Origin of the sequence: Polaromonas sp. YR568 (genome assembly GCF_900116715.1) — a bacterium.
In the GTDB taxonomy this organism is placed as follows: domain Bacteria; phylum Pseudomonadota; class Gammaproteobacteria; order Burkholderiales; family Burkholderiaceae_C; genus Polaromonas.
In genome coordinates this window covers 743861-762991 of record NZ_FPBM01000001.1, presented here as the reverse complement: position 1 = coordinate 762991, position 19131 = coordinate 743861, and the positions used below count along the sequence as shown (strand labels likewise).

23 protein-coding genes are annotated in these 19131 nt (G+C 62.9%); 11 read left to right on the top strand and 12 right to left on the bottom strand.

The window, feature by feature from the left end; translation table 11 throughout:
- Positions 1-474, bottom strand: coding sequence for an Lrp/AsnC family transcriptional regulator (locus tag BM408_RS03645; protein ID WP_092126924.1), 474 nt, complete (start codon positions 472-474; stop codon positions 1-3).
- A 198-nt stretch (positions 475-672) separates the two neighbouring features.
- On the opposite strand from BM408_RS03645, the gene BM408_RS03640 reads away from it, so the two are divergent.
- Together BM408_RS03640 and BM408_RS03635 are read left to right on the top strand one after the other, a co-directional pair.
- Positions 673-1836 carry a M20 aminoacylase family protein gene (locus BM408_RS03640; RefSeq protein WP_092126922.1) on the top strand — a complete coding sequence of 388 codons (1164 nt, stop codon included), beginning with the start codon at positions 673-675 and terminating at the stop codon, positions 1834-1836.
- Positions 1837-1858: 22 nt separating this feature from the next.
- Positions 1859-3106 (top strand): diaminopropionate ammonia-lyase, encoded by a 1248-nt coding sequence (locus tag BM408_RS03635; protein WP_092126920.1) that lies wholly within the window; start codon positions 1859-1861, stop codon positions 3104-3106.
- Here the strand turns inward: BM408_RS03635 and BM408_RS03630 are convergent.
- Both BM408_RS03630 and BM408_RS03625 read right to left on the bottom strand, forming a co-directional pair.
- Entirely contained in the window at positions 3103-3312 is a 210-nt protein-coding gene (locus tag BM408_RS03630; protein ID WP_092126918.1) for an oxidoreductase-like domain-containing protein, read from the bottom strand. The genes BM408_RS03635 and BM408_RS03630 overlap by 4 nt on opposite strands.
- A 24-nt stretch (positions 3313-3336) precedes the next feature.
- The gene (locus BM408_RS03625; RefSeq protein ID WP_175541667.1) at positions 3337-3612 is read right to left on the bottom strand and encodes a hypothetical protein; all 276 of its coding nucleotides are present in this window, start codon (positions 3610-3612) and stop codon (positions 3337-3339) included.
- Positions 3613-3941: 329 nt separating this feature from the next.
- On the opposite strand from BM408_RS03625, the gene BM408_RS03620 reads away from it, so the two are divergent.
- The gene (locus BM408_RS03620) at positions 3942-4895 is read left to right on the top strand and encodes a CE1 family esterase (protein WP_175541666.1); all 954 of its coding nucleotides are present in this window, start codon (positions 3942-3944) and stop codon (positions 4893-4895) included.
- Between the two features lie 82 nt (positions 4896-4977).
- Positions 4978-5850: a MipA/OmpV family protein gene (locus tag BM408_RS03615; protein WP_254774690.1), complete on the top strand. Its 873-nt coding sequence runs from the start codon at positions 4978-4980 to the stop codon at positions 5848-5850.
- A 169-nt stretch (positions 5851-6019) separates the two neighbouring features.
- Here the strand turns inward: BM408_RS03615 and BM408_RS03610 are convergent, their stop codons facing one another.
- Positions 6020-7465: an ATP-binding protein gene (locus tag BM408_RS03610; protein WP_092126914.1), complete on the bottom strand. Its 1446-nt coding sequence runs from the start codon at positions 7463-7465 to the stop codon at positions 6020-6022.
- A complete protein-coding gene (locus BM408_RS03605) occupies positions 7462-8127 on the bottom strand; it encodes a response regulator transcription factor (RefSeq protein ID WP_092126912.1) in 666 nt (221 codons plus the stop codon). Before BM408_RS03605 ends, BM408_RS03610 begins: the two co-directional genes overlap by 4 nt.
- A 223-nt stretch (positions 8128-8350) precedes the next feature.
- Between BM408_RS03605 and ylqF the strand changes: the two genes are divergently transcribed.
- Positions 8351-9319 (top strand): ribosome biogenesis GTPase YlqF, encoded by a 969-nt coding sequence (ylqF, locus tag BM408_RS03600; protein WP_092126910.1) that lies wholly within the window; start codon positions 8351-8353, stop codon positions 9317-9319.
- Between the two features lie 670 nt (positions 9320-9989).
- Here the strand turns inward: ylqF and BM408_RS03590 are convergent.
- Positions 9990-10646, bottom strand: coding sequence for a GDSL-type esterase/lipase family protein (locus tag BM408_RS03590; RefSeq protein WP_092126908.1), 657 nt, complete (start codon positions 10644-10646; stop codon positions 9990-9992).
- A 58-nt stretch (positions 10647-10704) separates the two neighbouring features.
- Positions 10705-12057, bottom strand: a complete 1353-nt coding sequence (locus tag BM408_RS03585) for a TAXI family TRAP transporter solute-binding subunit (RefSeq protein ID WP_092126906.1) — start codon at positions 12055-12057, stop codon at positions 10705-10707.
- Positions 12058-12100: 43 nt separating this feature from the next.
- Here BM408_RS03585 and BM408_RS03580 point away from each other — a divergent pair, with 43 nt between their 5' ends.
- Positions 12101-12964 carry a hypothetical protein gene (locus tag BM408_RS03580; RefSeq protein ID WP_139237294.1) on the top strand — a complete coding sequence of 288 codons (864 nt, stop codon included), beginning with the start codon at positions 12101-12103 and terminating at the stop codon, positions 12962-12964.
- Between the two features lie 140 nt (positions 12965-13104).
- On the opposite strand, the gene trxC is transcribed toward BM408_RS03580, so the two are convergent.
- Positions 13105-13542, bottom strand: coding sequence for a thioredoxin TrxC (gene trxC, locus BM408_RS03575; RefSeq protein WP_092126902.1), 438 nt, complete (start codon positions 13540-13542; stop codon positions 13105-13107).
- A 241-nt stretch (positions 13543-13783) separates the two neighbouring features.
- On the opposite strand from trxC, the gene BM408_RS03570 reads away from it, so the two are divergent.
- Both BM408_RS03570 and BM408_RS03565 read left to right on the top strand, forming a co-directional pair.
- Positions 13784-14302 carry a DUF2242 domain-containing protein gene (locus BM408_RS03570; RefSeq protein WP_175541687.1) on the top strand — a complete coding sequence of 173 codons (519 nt, stop codon included), beginning with the start codon at positions 13784-13786 and terminating at the stop codon, positions 14300-14302.
- A gap of 251 nt (positions 14303-14553) precedes the next feature.
- The gene (locus tag BM408_RS03565) at positions 14554-15180 is read left to right on the top strand and encodes a hypothetical protein (protein ID WP_092126898.1); all 627 of its coding nucleotides are present in this window, start codon (positions 14554-14556) and stop codon (positions 15178-15180) included.
- Positions 15181-15286: 106 nt separating this feature from the next.
- Here the strand turns inward: BM408_RS03565 and BM408_RS03560 are convergent, their stop codons facing one another.
- From BM408_RS03560 to BM408_RS03550, 3 genes are all read right to left on the bottom strand, one after another.
- Positions 15287-15802 carry a hypothetical protein gene (locus BM408_RS03560; RefSeq protein ID WP_092126896.1) on the bottom strand — a complete coding sequence of 172 codons (516 nt, stop codon included), beginning with the start codon at positions 15800-15802 and terminating at the stop codon, positions 15287-15289.
- 92 nt (positions 15803-15894) lie between these two features.
- Positions 15895-16779 carry a peptidoglycan DD-metalloendopeptidase family protein gene (locus tag BM408_RS03555; RefSeq protein ID WP_092127355.1) on the bottom strand — a complete coding sequence of 295 codons (885 nt, stop codon included), beginning with the start codon at positions 16777-16779 and terminating at the stop codon, positions 15895-15897.
- Positions 16780-16787: 8 nt separating this feature from the next.
- Positions 16788-17009 (bottom strand): hypothetical protein, encoded by a 222-nt coding sequence (locus tag BM408_RS03550; RefSeq protein WP_092126894.1) that lies wholly within the window; start codon positions 17007-17009, stop codon positions 16788-16790.
- A gap of 286 nt (positions 17010-17295) precedes the next feature.
- Between BM408_RS03550 and BM408_RS03545 the strand changes: the two genes are divergently transcribed.
- Genes BM408_RS03545 through BM408_RS03535 form a run of 3 tightly spaced genes read left to right on the top strand, consistent with a single transcriptional unit; the run spans position 17296 to position 18496 of the window.
- The gene (locus BM408_RS03545) at positions 17296-17784 is read left to right on the top strand and encodes an SRPBCC family protein (RefSeq protein WP_092126892.1); all 489 of its coding nucleotides are present in this window, start codon (positions 17296-17298) and stop codon (positions 17782-17784) included.
- Positions 17759-18118: an ArsR/SmtB family transcription factor gene (locus BM408_RS03540; protein WP_092126890.1), complete on the top strand. Its 360-nt coding sequence runs from the start codon at positions 17759-17761 to the stop codon at positions 18116-18118. Before BM408_RS03545 ends, BM408_RS03540 begins: the two co-directional genes overlap by 26 nt.
- Positions 18119-18148: 30 nt before the next feature.
- On the top strand, positions 18149-18496 hold the full coding sequence (locus BM408_RS03535) for a DUF2200 domain-containing protein (RefSeq protein WP_092126888.1): 348 nt from the start codon (positions 18149-18151) through the stop codon (positions 18494-18496).
- A 12-nt stretch (positions 18497-18508) separates the two neighbouring features.
- Here BM408_RS03535 and BM408_RS03530 read toward each other — a convergent pair whose 3' ends face one another.
- On the bottom strand, positions 18509-19114 hold the full coding sequence (locus BM408_RS03530; RefSeq protein ID WP_092126886.1) for a DUF938 domain-containing protein: 606 nt from the start codon (positions 19112-19114) through the stop codon (positions 18509-18511).
- Between the last annotated feature and the right edge of the window lie 17 nt (positions 19115-19131).

Sequence of the window (19131 nt, the reverse complement as noted above, 5' to 3'; positions counted from 1 at the left end):
TCACGCCTGCGGTTCTGCCAGCGGTATCTTGGTCTCGAATTTGGAGCAGTTCATCGCGAAGGTGCTTTTGAAATTACGCACGTTGTTGTTGGACGAAAACACCTCGCGCGTGAACGCGTGGTAGCGCTCCATCGACGCCGAGTTGACGATCAGCAGGAAGTCGAACTCGCCGGAGACTTCATAGCAGGCCATGACGTCGCCCTCGTCCGCCATCTTCTTCTCGAAGTTGCGCAGCAGCGCGTCGTTCTGCTTGTCCAGCTCCACGGAGACAAATACCGTCAAAGGCCGGCCGACGCGAAGCCGGTCGACGATGGCCACCTCTTTGAGCAGCACCCCGCTGGCCTTGAGCAGGGAGATGCGCCGCTGGCAGGTGGCGGGCGAGGCGTGCACCTGTTCGGCCAGCGTGCGCAGCGGCACGGTTGCGTCCTGCTGCAGCAGGTTCAGGATCTGGGTGTCGAGCCGGTCCAGTGTCATGCGGGGCCTCACAAGCTGGTGAAGTGGGAAGGGGATGGAGGGGCGGAGGGGGAACGTAAAGGGTGTGGGAAATTATCCCGAAAACATGATTCTGATGCATCAAAACATCCAAATTCTGCGCCCAATCGATAAATTGTCTCAATCACGATCCCTAAGATCAAACCATGCATCACTCCTCCACACCCACCGGAGCCCGTCATGACCCTCGCTGATTTCGAGCCGCAACTGCTGCGCTGGCGCCACCACCTGCACCGCCATCCCGAAACCGGCTTTGAGGAAGTGAACACCGCCGACTATGTGGCCAGCGTGCTCAGCGCGCTGGGCCTGGAGGTGCACCGCGGCATAGGCGGTACCGGCCTCGTGGCCAACCTGACGGTGGGTGAGGGCAAAGGCGTGATCGGCCTGCGCGCCGAGATGGACGCGCTGGCCATCACCGAGGCGGCTGAGGGCCGGGCCTACGCTTCGCAGACGCCGGGCCGCATGCACGCCTGCGGCCACGACGGCCACATGACCATGGTGCTGGGCGCAGCCCGGCTGTTGCGCGAGCGGCGCAATTTCAGCGGCACGGTGCGCTTTATCTTCCAGCCGGCAGAGGAGCACGGGCGCGGCGCCAAGGCCATGATGGATGACGGCCTGTTCGAGCGCTTTCCGGTCGACGAGATCTATGGTGCACACAACATGCCGGGCCTGCCCGCCGGCTGCTTTGCGACGCGCACCGGCGGCATCATGGCCAGTGAAGACAACTTTGTCATCCACGTGAAAGGCCGCGGCACCCATGCCGCCCGCCCGCACATGGGCGTGGACCCCATCGTGATTGGCGCCGAGATCGTGCTGGCGCTGCAAACCATTGTTTCGCGCTCGCTGGACCCGAGCTTGCCCGCCGTCATTTCCTGCACCGAGTTCATCACCGACGGCATCCGCAACGCCATACCGTCCAACGTGGTCATCAAGGGCGACACGCGCAGTTACTCGCCCGACGTGCAGGCGCTGCTCGAAAAACGCATGCGTGAAGTCAGCACCGGCATCTGCAGCACCCATGGCGCCGAATGCACGTTTGAGTACACCCATGAATTCGCGCCGACCGTCAACTGGGCCGAGTGTGTGCCCACCGCCCTGGCGGCGGCCACCGCCGTTGCCGGGGCCGGCAAGGTGGACGGCAATGTGCAGCCCATGATGATTTCAGAAGACTTCGGCGCATTTTTGCGCATCGTGCCGGGCGCTTTTGTGTTCATCGGCAATGGCGACACCGGCGCGACTGGCGGCACGCCCCTGCATAACGCGCGCTACGACTTCAACGACAGCCTGCTGCCCATAGGTGCGCGCTACTTTGCCGAGATCGCGCGCATCCGCTTGCCGAATTGATTCCGCCACGAAAGACTTTTTTATGCTGACCCACAACCGGCTGGCCCGGCGCGGTGCCTATAACTCGGCCCTGCATCACATCATGAACATAGCCCAAGCCCGCGAAAGCCGGCACTGGCTTTCACACTGGACTGTCCTCAACCCCGGCGCCACACCGGTCTGGCAACTGCCGCAGCTGGCGCAGCGCCTGCAGATCGGGCAGCTCAGCATCAAGGATGAGTCAGCGCGCTCGCCGCTGGGCAGCTTCAAGGTGCTGGGCGCGCCGGTCGCCCTGCTGCGCCTCATCATGCGCCGCTGGCCCGGCAAACACTTCCAGCCGCAAGACCTGCTGGCCGGCCGCCATGCCCAAGACTTGAAAGATTTTGTGGTCATCAGCGCTACCGACGGCAACCACGGCCGCGCGCTGGCGGCGGCCGCGCAGAGCGTGGGCTGCCGCTGCGTGATCGTGCTGCACGCGCATGTCAGCCCTGAGCGCGAAGCGCCCATCGCCGCCCTGGACGCCGAGATCGTGCGCATCAGCGGCAACTACGATGCGTCCGTGCAGGAAGCCGCCCGCCTGGCGGCGGCCAATGGCTGGCAGGTGGTGTCTGACACCTCTTATGAGGGCTACGAAAAGATTCCGCGCGATGTGATGCAGGGTTACGCCGCCATGGTGGATGAGCTGCTGGAGTCCGGTCCTGCCGCCGCAAGTCCCTCTTGCCCTTACACCCATGTGATCCTGCAGGGCGGCGTGGGTGGTCTTGCCGCAGGCGTCGTGAGCTATTTCTGGGAGCGCTACGGCGAGCGCCGGCCGAACTTCATCGTGGTCGAGCCGGAGCAGGCCGACTGCCTCTATCAAAGTGCGCGGCTGGGCCGCCCGGCCACCGCCACCGGCTCAGTCGACTCGGTGATGGCGGGGCTGGCCTGCGGTGAGACCTCGCCATTGGCGTGGCGCTTTCTTCAGCCGGCCGTGGACTTCTTCATCACCGTCTCCGACGAGCAGGCGGTGGATGCCATGCGCACGCTGGCTTCGGGGCAGGGCGGCGATGCGCCGGTGCTCAGCGGTGAATCAGGCGCTGCGGGGCTGGCGGCGCTCAGCGTTCTGGCCGCTTCGCCAGAGCTGCGCAGGCAGACCGGCTTGAATCCCGCCTCACACGTGCTGCTCATCAACACCGAGGGCGCCACCGCGCCTGCCGTGTATGCACAACTGACGGGCCGTTCCCCTCAGGCCGTGCTGGCGGCCCAGGCCGAGTGGCTGGCGCGCCTTGAGTACGCCCGCCCGGCCGGTTAACTCTCCAGTTTCAGCAGCGCTTCTTCGCGCCAGTAATCCACCGCGCCCCACCAGCCTTCCCACACACAGCCGTTGCAGCCGCGGCCGCAGCAGCTGTCGGGCTCGGGCGGCGGTGCGCGCAGGGTGATGCCGGCGGCAGCGGCGCGCTGCTGGAGTGCACTGAACATTGCCAGTGCGGCGTCGCGGTCGCTGAGGCTTTCTGGCATGGGCCTGGGGCAAACAAGCGCGCTTCAGGGTTTGGCGGAAGCCGCCATGCGCCGGCGGGCATACAGGCCCACAAACGCCGCACCCAGCACCACGGCAAACCAGCCCACCAGCGAAGATTGCGCCACGATGGACTGCATGCCCGGCGAGGTGATGAAGTAGGGCGACACCAGCACACCCGCGCCGATCAGCAGGCACAGCACGCCTTTGACCAGCAGTTCATTGTTGGCCTTCACGGCGGAGGCTGCGAGCCGGCTGGCGGGGATGACGGGTTTGCGGTCGGGGGCTGAGGGCAGTGGCATAGGGGCTCGTGTTGGGGGAGGGCGCTGGCGTGAGCGGTGCAGCCTGTGTGGCGCGTACGGGATGACGCGGGGATTTCCCAATTGTCGTGCATTGGGGTGACCCCGTCTTTGGTTGCACCTTGTCACCTTATCGGGCCCGCTCGTTTCACCGCACTTAACGATTTCTTAATACCGCTAAAAACTCCTTAAATTCGCACCGGCACCATTCGCTCCAACGTGGCCACCAGGGTCACCCAGTTGTTGAAAGGTGCCCAGATGCTGAGTCGAAAAATTGTGCAAGGCCTGCCGGCGCCGACGCTGGTAGTGGCAAGCTGATGACGGCGCCGCCCATGTTGATGACTGCCCTGGCATTGACGCTAGTCGCAGTGTTTGCGGGCAGCGTGGCGTTTTACTGGCTGCATGTGCCGGCAGGGGCACCGCTGGATGTGGTGTACGAAGCCGTCACGCGCACCCTGGCGCTGGGCGGGCGGGAGCGCACCTACATCGCCCACGCGCCGCAATACCTGCAACCTCACTCGCCGCTGGTCATCGTGCTTCATGGCTCTGGCCAGGACGCGCAGGCCATGCAAAAGGCCACCGGTTATGCCTTTGAGCGCCTGGCGGGCCAGCGGCGTTTTGCCGTGGCCTACCCCAATGCGTGTGGCAAACACTGGAACGACGGACACAAGGCCGCGCGCCATCCTGCCCACATGCAGGGCGTTGACGATGCGGCTTTCATCGCCGCCGTCATCGACAGCATGGCGGCCATGCACGCCATTGACCCCAAGCGCGTCTTCGTGTTCGGTTACTCGGGCGGCGGGCATATGGCGTTCCGGCTGGCGCAGGAAGCACCCGCACGCATCGCCGCCATTGCGGTGGTCGCCGCCAACATCCCTGCGCCTGAAGGCAGCGTGGCCGCACCCCAGGGCCAGGCGGTGCCGGCCATGCTGGTCAACGGTACCGACGACCCCGTCAACCCCTATGACGGCGGGCCCATCACGCGGTTTGGTTTTGGCAACCGCGGCGAGGTGCTGTCGGCACGTGCCTCGGCCAACCACTTTGCCCGTCTCCACGGCGCCCACCTGGCCCGCACGCAGGAGCTCGCGCCCGGCGACTTTCCCGACCCCACGCGGGTGGTCAAGCAGACCTGGACAGCGGGCCGCGATGCCAAGGTGGTGCTGTATTCGGTGCAGGGCGGCGGCCATGTGATTCCGCACCCGCACGCCCGGGCGGCGCGCCTGCTGGGGCGCAAGACCACCGCGCTGGACGCACCCAAGGCCGCCTGCGAATTTTTCGGGCTGTGATTTTTCTCGTCACGCCCTCACCCTCAACCACCAAGCTCAATCCTTTTTACTTTTTACTTTTTTTAACCTGGAGAACCTGAAGATGACCCAAGCCCAAGTACCGCGCAAGACCACCAAACCCGGCGCGCTCACCAGCCGAGCGGCAAAGAAATCGGACAAGCAGCCCCAAGGCGCAGGCAAGCTGGCCCGCGCGCCGCTCCCGCTGTTCTCGCTCTTCCTGATGGCGGCATTTGCGCAGCCTGCAAGTGCGCAGGCCCAGAACCAGGCGCCCGCCGCCAAAGAAGAATCCTCCTGGGGGCTGGGCCTGGCCGTCGGCGTCGAGAAGCAGCCCTACCGCGGCATCGACAACGAAACCAAGGCGCTCCCGCTGGTCACCTATGAAAACAAATGGGTCAGCATCTTCGGCCCCAGCGTCGACGTGAAGCTGCCGTCCGCCGGCCCGGTGTCCTTCCGCCTGCGCGCACGTTATTCGATGGACGGCTATGAAGCCGGCGACTCGCCGTTTCTGGCCGGTATGGACGAACGCAAAGACGGCATCTGGCTGGGCGGCGCCGCCATCTGGCGCACCGGCGTGGCCAACCTGTCGGCCGAGCTGCTGGGCGACGCCTCGGGCAACAGCAAGGGCACCAAGTTCAAGCTGACGGTGGACCGGCGTTTTCAGGCGGGCTCGTTTGACATCACGCCCCGCCTGGCCGCCACCCGGCTGGACGACAAATATGTGTCGTACTACTACGGCGTGAACGCCGCCGAAGTGCGCGCCGGCCGGCCCTTCTACCAGGGCGGCTCGGCGGTGAACCTGGAAGCCGGTTTGCGCGTGGGCTATGCGATTGCGCCCAAGCAAACCATCTTCCTGGACCTGAGCACCACCACCCTGGGCTCCAGCATCAAAGACAGCCCGCTGGTTGAGCGTTCGTCGCAAAACAGCGTGCGCCTGGGTTACCTCTACCGTTTTTAATCACCGGTTTTCAGCAGCAAAACAGGTGTGAATCTTGCGGGGCCGTTGCTGCCGGATCGCGGCCCCGCACCGAAATGGTGATCCGGCAATCCAGAAGGAGTCATGAACCATGCAAACCGATACGGCCTACCTGGTGAAAAAAATCGTCTGGCGCAGCTGGATACACAGCCTAAGCTGGTTGCGCAGGCGCCACCTCAGCCCCCACTGAGGCGGATGCCGGCGGCACCGGGAACAGGATACGTACACTAAAGCCCCGGCCGTCCAGTCCCGGGCCGGTCTTGATGGCGGCGTCGTGCAATTGCGCGATGCCGGCCACCAGCGACAGGCCTATGCCGCTGCCGCGCCCGTTGTTGCCGGCCACACGGTGAAAGCGCCGGAAGATCGCTTCATGCTCGGCCTCGGGAACGCCGGGGCCGTCATCGGCCACTTCCAGACAGACGTGACGCTTGCCGTCTTCTTCTGTGTAGCCGCAGCTGATCTTCACGCGCCCGTCTTCAGGCGTGTAGCGCAGCGCGTTGTCCAGCAGGTTGCGCAAGAGGATGCCGATCTCGTCGACATCACATTCGATCGGGCAGGGCGTGAGCGCCAGGATGATGCTGCGCCGCTGCTGCTGCGCCTGCATGTCGAACTCCTGGCTCACATGCAGGATGAGCTCGCTCAGATCGGCCAGGGTTTTTTGCGGCGCGTTCACGCCCGCGTCCATGCGTGCCAGGTCCAGCAACTGGTCTGAGAGGCGCGTGCTGCGCTCGGCCACCGCCAGCAGTTTGACGAGCGCGGCGTCTTTGTCGGCCAGCGTGGTCGCGCGCAGGGCCACCTGGGCCTGCGCCTGCAAGGCCGACAGCGGCGTGCGCAGCTCGTGCGCGGCGTCGCCGATAAAGCGCCTTTCGCCCTGCATCGCCTGGTCCAGCTGGTCCAGCAGGTGGTTAAAGGAGTCGACCAGCGGCCGGATCTCATTGGGCAGTTGCGCCACCGGCAGCGGCGTCAGGTCAAACTTGCGGCGGCTGCGCACGGCGGCCTCCAGCGCCGTCAGCGGGCGCAGCGACTTGCCCACCGCAAACCACATCAGCAGGCCCGCCACGGCCAGCAGTATGGTCGTGAGCGCCAGGGCGCCAAAGGTCTTGCGCTGGATTTCCCAGTCGATCACCTCATGCCGCATGCCGACCTGCACGTTGAACTGGCCCGTGCTGTCAGCCACAGAGAACACCCGCCAGCGGATGCCTTCAATCGTGACACTGGAAAATCCATCGGCAAAGTCCGGTTGCAGCGGGGAGGGCGGCGAGTCCGGGGCGCCCACGATGAGCTTGGTGCGCTCAGTCCAGACCTGAAAGGTGAGGTTCATGTCGCGCGGCAGGGCTTCGTCGCGCAATTGCAGCCGCAGCCGCTGGCCGAAGGGCTGCATGACCTTGCCGCTCGGGATGGACATCAGGATCTTGGTGCCTATGGCCTGCAGCTTGCTGTCCCAGATGCTGTTCTGGCCACGCAGGGTGTACACCGTCAGCACGGTGAGCGCGCCGGCCCAGCACAGCAGGATGGTCACGCCCAGCACACACAGCACCCGCCCCTTGAGCGACTTGGCCGGAAAGCTGCCGGGAAAGTTGACCGGAAAGAGCTTCACGATTTGGCCTCGCCGATCATGTAGCCCTGGCCGTGCACCGTGGTGATGAGGTGCTCACCCAGCTTGCGCCGCAGCTGGTGAATAAAAACCGCGATGGTGTTGCTTTCAATCGCCGAGGTGTTGCCGTAGACCACATCTTCCAGGTGGTCGCGCGTCACCACATGGCCCGGGCGCTCCAGCAGGGCCAGCAGCGTGCGGTACTCGTGCGCGCTCAGCGCCACGCGCACGCCCGCGCGCGTCACGGCGCGCTTGCTGCGGTCCAGGCTGATATCGCCATAGGTGTGCACCGGCACCACCTTGCCCTGGCTGCGGCGTATCACGGCGCGCACCCGCGCCCACAACTCATCGAGCTGAAAAGGTTTGACCAGGTAGTCGTCGGCCCCGGCATCCAGGCCGGTGATGCGTTCGCTCAACTGCCCGCGCGCCGTGAGTATCAGCACCGGCGTCACGTCATACCGCCCGCGCAGTGATCGCAGCACCGCCAGGCCCGAATCGCCCGGCAGGCCCAGGTCCAGCAGCACGGCTTCATACACATGGTCGACCAGCGCCAGCTTGGCCGCCCCGGCGTCACCGACGTGGTCCACCGTCCAGGCGATCTGGCGCGCCGCATCGCACACGGCCTCGGCCAGCATGGCGTCGTCTTCTACCAGGAGCAGGTGCACGGGGATGTCTCTTTCGGGGCGCTTGGAGGGGGGGTGGGGCGGCAAGGCCCCATGCACTGATCGTGCCCAGGGCCGATTAATCATTTATTAACAAAAAAAGGGCGCGGGATGCCGTGTATTTTGCGGCACGGGGGCCCCTGGGGCCACAGCGGCGACAATTGGGGTATTGCAGGGGCCTCCGAGCCCTGCCCCAACACCCAAACCCCAGAAAGAAAAGATCCCGATGGCCATCCAGTGGTTTCCCGGTCACATGCACCTGACCAAAAAAGCCATCAGCGAGCGCATCAAAGAAATTGATGTCGTCATTGAGCTGCTGGACGCGCGCCTGCCCGGCTCCAGCGCCAACCCCATGCTGGCCGAACTCACCAGCGGCAAGCCCGCCCTCAAGGTGCTCAACAAGCGCGACCTGGCCGACGCCACCCGCACGCCGCTCTGGCTGGAGCACTACAACAGCCTGCCCAACACCCGCGCCATCGAGCTCGACGCCAGCGAGACCACACCCGCGCGCCGCCTCATCGACGCCTGCCATGCGCTGGCGCCCACACGCGGCACCATGGTCAAACCCATGCGCGTGCTGATCTGCGGCATTCCCAACGTCGGCAAGTCCACCCTCATCAACACCTTGACCGGCAAGCGCGCCACCAAAACAGGCGACGAAGCCGGCATCACCAAGGTCGAGCAGCGCCTGGTGCTGGCCGACGGCTTTTATCTGTGGGACACCCCCGGCATGCTGTGGCCGCGCATCATCGTCGCCAAAAGCGGCTACAACCTGGCCGCCAGCGGCGCCATAGGCCGCAATGCCTTTAACGAAGAAGAAGTGGCGCTCGAGCTGCTCGACTACCTCATCAAGAATTACCCCGGCCTGCTGGAGGCCCGCTACAAAGTCGAGGTCACGCCCGGCATCACCGACGAACAAATGCTCGAAGAGATAGGCCGCAAACGCGGCGCGGTGCTCACCAAGGGCCGCGTCAACCTGCAAAAAGCCGCCGAGATCGTGATCTACGAATTCCGCTCCGCCACGCTGGGCCGCGTGACGCTGGAAACGCCTGAAGAGTACGCCGAATGGCTGGCTGCCGGCCGGTTGCTGGATGCCGAGCGGCAGGTGAAGAAGGACAAGATTGAGACTAACCGGTTGATCAAGTTCAAGAAGATTCCTAGGCCGGCTAAGGGTTCTGAGCCTGACGAAGGCTAGTCGTCGGTTCTTGCTCCGACGGCGCGCCCTCCTCTGAAGCTTGCTGGCCGGGGGTTGCCCGGCGGCAACTCACTTTCTTTTGCTTCGCCAAAAGAAAGTAAGCAAAGAAAAGGCGACCCTACTGTCTGCGTCCCCTGCGCTTCGCTCCGGGGCAACCTGCGGTGCTCGGTCCAGACGGGGTCAAAAACAACTCGCCTTCGGCTCAAACAAGTTTTTGCCCTGATCCGTCTGGCCCTGCGCTCCTCGGCGCAGACAGAAGGGGCAATCGGGTGCGGGGACTAAATACCAAAGACAAATACCAACAAGGACTCGCCATGGCGAGTCCTTGTTTCTTCTTGTATTCGGGTTTCTGTCTTCGGCTGTTTGGTATTTCGTATTGGTATTCCTGTCTCCACCCCTTCTGTCTGCGCCGAGGAGCGCAGGTTCAGGCGGATCAGGGATCGCGATTGTCTGAGCGAAGCGAGTTCGAGCGAGACCCCGCCTGAACCGAGCACCGCAGGTTGCCCGTAGCGAAGCGGAGGGACGCAGACAGTAGGGTCGCCTTTCTTTTGGGTACTTTTCTTTGGCGAAGCAAAGAAAAGTGCCTCGCCCGCCGGGGCGAGACCCGGCCAGCAGCCTCAGCAAAAGGCACGAGCGCCCAAGCCGGAGCAAGACCCGGCCCACCCCCCACTCAGCCCAAAAACTTGTTATCCCGTAACCATTCCGCCAGCCGTTCAGCAAACACCTTGTACCCCGCATCATTGGCATGAATCTGGTCCGACCGCAGCTCGGCCCGCGACAGCACATACGACCAGCCGCCGGCAAACAGCGGCGTGCCGGTTTCCTTCGCCACATCGGCATACACCTCGTGGTCGTTCAATGAGCCGGTGGCCGCGGCCAGAAAGACGGGTTTGGGCTGCGCGATCAGCACCACCTGTGCGCCGGCAGCGGCGGTTTGCACAATGTTTTTGAGTGCGGCGCGTGTGCCGTCCAGCGGCAAGCTTCGCAAGAAGTCATTGCCGCCAATCGACACCAGCACCAAGCCTGGCGTGTTGTTCTGCAACAGCGCTGGCAGCCGCGCCAGCGCCCCTTCCGAGGTGTCGCCGTTGATCCCGGCGTTTTGCGTCACATAGCCTGTGAGCTGCTGCAACTGCTGCGGGTAGCCCGCACCCGCCGAAGCGCCATAACCAAATGTCAGCGAATCGCCCAGGCACAGCAGCGTGGCCTCTTTGGGCAGCGTCTTGCCTTTGGGTTTGGCTGACTTTGAGCAGCCCGCAGCTACCAACGCTACAGAGGCGAGGCCACCCAGCAAGAGGTGGCGGCGAAAGGTGTTGTCAGGTGTGTGCATGGCGGGCTGGTGGGTGTGTCGGTGTGTGGATGGCGTTTGACTTTAACGCGATGGGGATTCAAGCCGGCGGTGCCGCCGCAGGGGGTTCCCCCTCGGCATGCAACTGCTTCCTTACATAGTCCACATGCTGGCGCAGCGTGTACACCCGGTCGGAAAAATCCAGTGAGAACTTCATGTGGCTCACCTCGTACTCGATCTTGTCCAGTCTGGCCGCAGCCTCGGCCACTTCGGCGGGGCTGAGCTTGCGCGAGGTGATGTCGCGCTCCATCTGCAGCAGCACGCCATAGCGGCGATAGAGCCGGTTCTTTTCCTTGAACTCGAACAGCTTGGGCACGATGCGGAACACCGGGATCGCAATCGCAATCAGCGGCACCAGCACCAGCAGCAGGCGTTGCAGTGCATTGGCCGCCCAGTAAGGCAGGTAGCGCTGCAAGAAGGGTCGGCCGTCTTTGTAATAGCGCGCCGCCTCGTCGGCCAGCGGAAACTCCGTCGCGTTGCCATTCGGGAATTCGCCCGGCCGGTTCAGCAGCGTGGCGCCGCGGTGCACCTCGCGTGCGGCCTCCAGCAGCAGGTAAGCCAGGGCAGGGTGCAGGTCTTTGTGGATCACCAGGTTGGCCGTAGTGGCCAGCAGCGTGATGTCCTGGCGCGGGCGGTCTTGCGCCGGGTCTACCGAGCCAGCCTTGAGTGTGACCAGTGACAGGTAAGGCAAGCGCCGCGTCAGGCCCTCGGCATGCTCGATGGAGACCAGATGCGCTGCATCCTGTTTGCCCAGCAGCATTTGCACCGCAGGTGTCTGCGGCGCGCCGATGATAAAGAGCGCGTCTAGCTTGCCCGCCAGCAGGGTGTTAGCGGCCGCCACCCCGCCGTCGGCGGCCAGCGTGGCATTGGCTGGCGTTATGCCATAGGCCTGCAGCAACTCCAGCGCCACCTTGCGCGTGCCGCTGCCCTCCGCGCCAATCGCAAGCTTCTTGCCGGCCAGTGGGCCCAGGCCCTTGCTCAGCGTTTTGGCCAGGGCTGGCGAGGCAAACATCCAGATGGGTTCATAACCGACTACGCCCAACGAGCGCAGCGGTGTGCTCGACTCGGGCTCCTGCGAATCCAGCTGCAGCAGGCCCAGCCCGCCCTGCACAAAACCCACCGGCAGGCCCGCGTTCAGCCGCTCCAGGTTTTGCACTGCGCCGGTCGAAGGCTTCAGGTCCAGCTTCACGCCGTTGGCCTTGAGGTAGTGCTGGTACTTCAGCGCAAACTGGTGCGCCGCACCATCGACAGCCCCCGTCGTCATCTCGACCTGTCCCGGCGGCGCCGGAAGGATGGAGCGCGAGAACATCGAGAGCACCAGGGCCAGGCCACCAATGATGGCCGCCGCGAGCAGGAAAGTCTGCTTGCGGCTCAGGGAGGGGATGATCAGCATGCGTGCAGTCTAACCAGAGGCGAAGCGCTCTGGAAGTACATCGTTGTTGAATCACAGTCATTGCTTACCTGAAAAAGGACAACCAAACGTCGAGTTAAAGTCCGGCAAAGAAATTCAGCAGGGAGTTTGTGTGGGCAAGAATTTTTCCGGGAGCACATTTGAATGCCGTAGGGCCTTCATTGCCGCGAGTCTGACGTGTCTTGTTGGCCTCTTCCTTATGGCTTTTTCGCCGCTTGCAATAGCCCAAGGCCAAGGCAGTTATGGCGACGCCTATCTTGGCGATCTTGTCAGATGGATTCTCGTAATAGGCCAGATTCTCGTAGTCTTGGCGTTGTTCATCATCTACAAGATATTTGGTGTCAAAGTGATGGCCATCTTCCTGGTTCTTTTTATGGCTGGAGTCGGCTATTTCTCGAATAAAGCTCAATATGAAAAAGAGCAAAGGGAGGCGGCTTACAAAACTGTCCTTGCAAACATGCAAGCGGAGTGCCTCAAACAGGGGGGCGAGACGATTCATTCATATGCAAGCGGCCGGGAGAAGGTTTTTGTCCGGATTCACGGTGAGTTGTCGTTGCTGGAAGTTCAGAAACACCTGGTTTTGGACAGATCGCGCTTTACACCAGAACTCTCATTCCTTGCGGGTACACCTGAAGTTGAGATGGGGACGGACGCACTTGTGGTTGACGTGACGTATGACCGGTCCGATGTCTTAGGATCTTTGCCCGACTATCGATGGGCCTCGACGCGGATAAATGTCGAGATTCGAAAGATTGGAGATGGCGCTTTGCTGGCAAAGAGAACAGATGTACAAATTCAACACGGTTTTTGTCTCGGACCGGATCCATTGCAAGGAGTGTTGGGATTTTTGAGGAAAGTTCTTAAACGCTCCGATATTTACGCGACATAGGATTGGTCTGACAACCCGTTCCGTTAGGCATCTGGCGTGCGTGTCGCGGAAAGAACCGGCGAAAGCCAAAAAAAACGATACAGCGACCTTTACCAATAAATAGGCGACTCTGCGATTGCGAGCCATTACGCAGAAAGATATCAGCGCAGGTTAGCTTGCACCCACCGCACGATATCCGCCGCACCCATCGCGCCCGCCTGGCGCGCCACTTCGCGGCCGTTCTTGAACAAGGCCAAAGTAGGAATGCTGCGGATGTTGAAACGCGCGCCCAGGTTGGGCACGGCTTCGGTGTCTACCTTGGCCACGCGCACATGCGGCTCCAGCTGCGCGGCGGCTTGCTCATACGCCGGGGCCATTTGCCGGCAGGGGCCGCACCAGGGCGCCCAGAAGTCGACCAGTACAGGGATCTGGTTGCGGCCTATGTGTTTGTCGAATGCGGCTTCATTGAGTGCGGTGGAATGGGCGACGAAGAGCGCCTTCTTGCAGCTGCCGCAGGTCGGGTCGCTGCCGAGCTGGTCAGCGCGTACGCGGTTGGTGGTGTGGCAGTGGGGGCAGACGATGTGGAGTGGGTCGGACATAGCTCGCTATTTTGGGGCTGGGCGTGGAGTTTTCAAGCGAATCGCTCTTGAGGTGAGCCGCCCACTAGCGCTCGCTTACAAAATCAAACCTGATGAAACGGCAATGACCGCGCTGTTTTGGCCGAAACTACTCCAGAAGGCTGGACTGCGTTCTAATTTCAGCCATGCAAAGGAGTACCGGATTTTGAGCTTGCCATCGACACACCGCCGAATCGCCCGCCGCGTGGGCCTCTTGGCCGCCCTGGGCGTGGCCAGTTTGCTGGCCGCTTGCGGCAGCGGCGTCAAAACATTTCCGCTGCAGGAAAAGTTCGGTTCCACCGCCACCTATTCACGCCTGTTTGACGCTTCGGCCGAGCAGACCTGCGAAGCCTCGCGCCGCGCGCTACTCAGCCAGGGCTACATCATCAACACGGCCCGCGCCGACCTGGTGGAAGGTCAGAAGAGTTTTCAACCTGAAGCCGAGTCGCACCTGCAAATGGTGATTCGTGTGGTGTGCGCGCCCGAAAGCGCCGACGGCAAGATCAGCCTGGGCTTTGTCACCGCGCTGCAAGACAGCTACCAGCTGAAAAAGAGCAACAACTCCGCCAGCCTGGGCGTGGGCGCGATCGGCTCGGTGTCTTTGCCCTTCACCTCCAGCAATGAGTCGATGATCAAGGTGGGCAGCGTCACGATTTCGTCCGACGAGTTTTACGATAGCTTTTTTGACCTGGTCAGCCGCTATCTGGCGACGGTGGACGATTTGCCGCTCAGCGCGAAGTGAGCAGGTGCTGGATGCCGGGTACAGCGAACACATCCTGATACCCCGGGATACCGTGCGGTAAACCAGGCGTAAAACCGCGCCTGTGTTACACGGTTATTGCTCCGCCGATACGCCCGCATTACGCAGCCTTTACTTTGGCGGCTCACGATGAAATCACTGAAGCGCAGGCCATCCCGGCCGGTGTTTCGGAAAGCAGCCCCAAAGCATTGTCAGCAGGGTTGCCGCCTTTCACATTGAGCAAAGGAGCCCCCATGAAAACGAAACTCTTGACCGCATCGATGATGGCCGCCGCCCTGGCCGCAGGCTTTGCCGCCGCACCCGCGATGGCGCAGCCCGGCCCCTACACGGTGTATGCGCCGCCCCGGGTGCAAACGCCGGGCATCGACAACGCGCAGCAGGCCGTCAGCGACCGCATCCAGCAGGGTTTGCAGTCGGGCCGCATCACGCCGTCTGAAGCCCGCGCGCTGTACCGCCGCGATACCGAGATCCAGAACCGCGAAGCCGCCTACAAGTCAGATGGCCGCGTGACGCCGCAGGAGCGCCAGCAATTGCGCAACGACATGGCCAACCTGAGCGCCGAGGTCGAGCGTGCCATTGCCAACAACCGCACGGTGCCGGTAGCGCAGCCAGGCGGCGGGCTGGGCGCGATTGACAGCCAGCAGTTCGCCATCAGCCAGCGCATTGACGAAGGCGTGCGCTCGCACCGCCTGAGCCTGCAGGAAGCCGGGCGTTTGCAAGCCCGTGAGCAGGCGATTGAGCGCCGCGAGGCTGCCTACCGCGCTGACGGCGTGGTGACGCCGCAGGAGCGCCGGCAGTTGCGTGCTGAGCTGACTGCGCTGCGGGATGAGGTTGAGCGCCTGATCAATCCGCGCGGATAAATCAGGCTGCACCCGTTGAAGGCCTCACGGCCTTCATGAAAAAACCCCGGTCAGCGCAAGGCGCCGGCCGGGGTTTTGTTTTTAGCGCGGGGCTTGATCGAATCGATCAGGCTGCCTTGCGGCGCTGGCTGAAGGCGGTGCTGCGCTTGGCGGCTGCCTTGTCGTCGCCGGCGATCTTGCTGGCCAGCTCGGCCGTTTTTTGTTCGATCTGGGCGGCCAGCTTGCTCAGGGCCAGGGCGCCGGGCGCGGTGGCCTGGGCGATCGTGTTCAGCGTGGTCACGCCGGTTTTTTCTTCAAAGAGGCTGGCGTTGGCGGCGGCGCGTTCCACGCCGGCTTCTGCCACTTTCACCAGCTGGCTCACCACTTGCTGTGCGCCGTTGGTCGTGTAGATCAGGCCCTTGGTGTAGTAAGCGCTGAAGGCGGCCTGTGCGGCCGACGCGTTCTTGGCGGTTTCGGCGGTCAGCTCGGTGCGCGACTGCTTCAGGGCCTGGTTCCAGCGCTGCTCCAGCAGGCTGACAACGCGCTCGCCACCGGCGCGGTAGGCATCAATCACGTTTTTGGCGGTCTTGCCGTAAGACTCGATCAGGTCGCTGGCAACGGTGGAGAGGTTCTTGGCGCTCATGGTGATTCCTTCAATGTTGGTTTGAACAATGATTCATCATCCCGTTTTTGGCTAGTGAGTGCGACCTAACGGGTTAGAGAGGGGTATCAAATTCAGGCATCCAGAAACAGCGCCGGGTCCACCATGGTGCGGTTCAGCATCACGCCCCAGTGCAGGTGCGGCCCCGTCACGCGGCCTGTGGCGCCCACCTCGCCCAGGCGTTCGCCGGTTTTCAGCATATCGCCGGGCTTCACGTCAGTCGCGCTCAGGTGGCACATCAAACTCAGCAGGCCGCCGCCGTGGTCCAGCCACACCGTGTTGCCGTTAAAGAAATAGTCACCCGTGTCGATCACCCGTGCCGGCAGCGGCGACACCACCGCCGTGCCGGTGGCCGCCGCGATGTCCATGCCGCTGTGCGGGTTGCGCGGCTGGCCGTTGAACACGCGTCGCAGACCAAACGAGCTGGAGCGCCGGCCCGGCGTGGGTGCGCGCATGCGCAGCACCTGGGTGTGGGGCGGCTCCGTCAGCGTCGCCATCACCAGCGCCTGGTGCGTGCGTTCACGTTCATAGCGTGCCTGGTCTTCGGGGGAAAGGTCGACGGTGCGCGGCTCCACCTTCAGGCGCTGCTCGCTGTAGCGCTTGGGGCTGATGGTGTAGGGCAGGGTGCGCCGGCCGCCGGGTGTTTCTACGGCAATGCTGGCTTCACCAGGCTCGGCAGACAGCGGAATGCCGACAATGGCCGTCCACTCAGCCGCATCGCCCAACACCAGCAAGGGCACATCGCCTGCATAAGCCACAGGCCGCACAGCCGCCGGGCCCAATGACAGCCGGGCCACGCCGCCGGGAACCTGCAAGGCCTTGGGCCAAACACCCGGTGATGAGGTAGCCGCCGCAACGCGCGAGGCGGGCAGCGCCAGTGCAGCTAAGGCGGCCAGCAGCGTCGAGCGGCGGGTGAGGGGAGAAGCGGAAGAAGAAAGAAACAAATGATCAGAACGCATGGCGCCCATTATTGCGGCGTCAGCGTGATCTTTCCGTCATTCACATAGTCGTCAAACTGGATGCGCGGAATGGCCGTCACCGCGGCCACGCCGTCGCCGGCGTCCCAGCTCAGCGTGGCGCTATCGGGCTCCAGCGCCACTTCCACCCGCACGCCGCGGGGGATTTCAATCGGGGCACCGTCACCCGGTGTGTAAGTCACGTCACCGGTAATCTTGGCGAACTGGGGCATGGCTGTCTCCTGCTGGGTTGGACGAAGTGGGCTGTAAACCCATACACCCTATTGAACACGCTGCGCAGGCCAAGCCGTGTAGGCGAACTCCACTTTGAGGGGGTGTTTCAGGGTATTTGGCGTGCGGCTTTTACCCCCGCGTGGGGAGTGGGCCTACGCCCGGCAGGGGAATGCCGCTTATCGCTCGTTGATTTTTTTGAGTTTCAAATAGATGCAAATTCATGCAACCATTTTGTTGCATGATGAGGCAGGGCTGTGCATAATTCATGCAACCAGGAGATTGCATATGACTTCATCAAAGGTTTCAACTTCATCCACAGACCGCATTGAACGCAGCACCTTGATCAACGCCCCCGTCTCACGGGTCTGGCGCGCGCTGACCAATGCCGAAGAGTTCGGCGGCTGGTTTGGCGTGGCGCTCAAGGGCAAAAATTTTGTCGCCGGCCACTCGGTGCAGGGTCAAATCACCATCCCGGGTTTTGAACATGTGGTGTTTGAGGCGCTGGTCGAGCGCCTGGAGCCCGAGAAACTGTTCTCATACCGCTGGCACCCCTATGCGGTAGACCCCGCCATCGACTATTCCAAAGAGCCGACCACGCTGGTCGAGTTCACCCTCAAAGACACTGGCAAAGGCACGCTGCTCACTGTGGTGGAATCAGGCTTTGACAAGATTCCCGTGGCCCGCCGCGCAGAAGCCATACGGATGAACACCGGCGGCTGGGAAGGGCAGATGGAAAATATCCAGACATATGTCACCTCGCAGCAAAAACACTGAAGCCACAAACCCCCAGCCCGGCCCCGCAGGCGTCTTCGCCGCCCTGGGCGACGAGACGCGCCTGCGCCTGGTGGCCGTGCTGTGCGTGGGCGGCGCCGTGTCCATCGCCCAGCTCACCGCCACCACCGACATCACCCGTCAGGCCGTAACCAAACACCTGCATGTGCTGGCCGACGCGGGGCTGGTGCACCACGTGAAGGTAGGACGAGAGCGCCTGTGGCAGTTTGACCCGCAGCAACTAGACGAAGCCCGCCGCTCACTGGATTTGATCGCCCAGCAATGGGACCAGGCCCTGGGCCGCCTGAAAGCTTCGCTGGAGTCAGAGGCAGTTTAGCGCGCTGAAAGCGGATGACGAGGAGTGACGATGGAAAAGCACAAGATTTTTACGACGGCATTTGCCAAGGTGTACCCGATGTACGTGCAAAAAGCCGAACGAAAAGGCCGCAGCAAAGAAGAAGTCGACCAAGTCATCTGCTGGCTAACGGGGTATGACGAAAAGGGCCTGAGCCAGCAAATCGAAAAGCAAAACGATTTCGAAACTTTCTTTGCCAAAGCTCCCGGCATTCACCCGAATGCCGCACTGATCAAAGGCGTTGTCTGCGGTATTCGCGTAGAAGAAGTCGAAGACTCGCTGATGCAAAAAATCCGCTACCTGGACAAGCTGGTTGACGAGCTTGCCAAAGGAAAGGCGATGGAGAAGATTCTGCGGTAGTCCGCTCGGCCGCTAAGCCTTGCCCCACACCAGCAGCAAGTTGTTAGCCGGCATCGCATGCCGCGCCTGCAGCCGCAAGCCGGCCCGCGCCGCCTCTTGCGCCACATCTTCCTTACGCCGGATACCCCAGGCCGGATCTTGCGTGCGCAGGCTTTGGTCAAAGCTGAGGTTGCCTTCCGACGTAGGTACGCCGTCTTCCAGGTAAGGCCCATAAGTCACCAGCACGCCGCCCGGCGCCAGATGGCGCGCGGCGCCCTGCATCAGCGCAGCGCAAGTCGCCCACGGCGAGATATGCAGCATGTTGGCGCAGTAGATCAGGTCGAACTTCGAATCACCCGGCAGCCACACGGGCGCCATAACATCGAGTACCAGGGGAGGGCGCACATTGCCAAGGCCCCGCTCGGCTACGTGCTCAGAGATCGACTCCATCGCAACGGGCATCGCGTCAGTGGGCTGCCATGCCCATTGCGGAAGGGCTGCGGCAAACCAGGCGACGTGCTGGCCTGTGCCTGAGGCGATCTCTAGCGCATTGCCATGTTCAGGTAAGACATCGCGCAGGACATCGAGGATGGGCTGCTTGTTGCGATCTGCTGCGGGGCTGAAGCTGGTTTTCGGCATAGGGATTTGCAGACAAA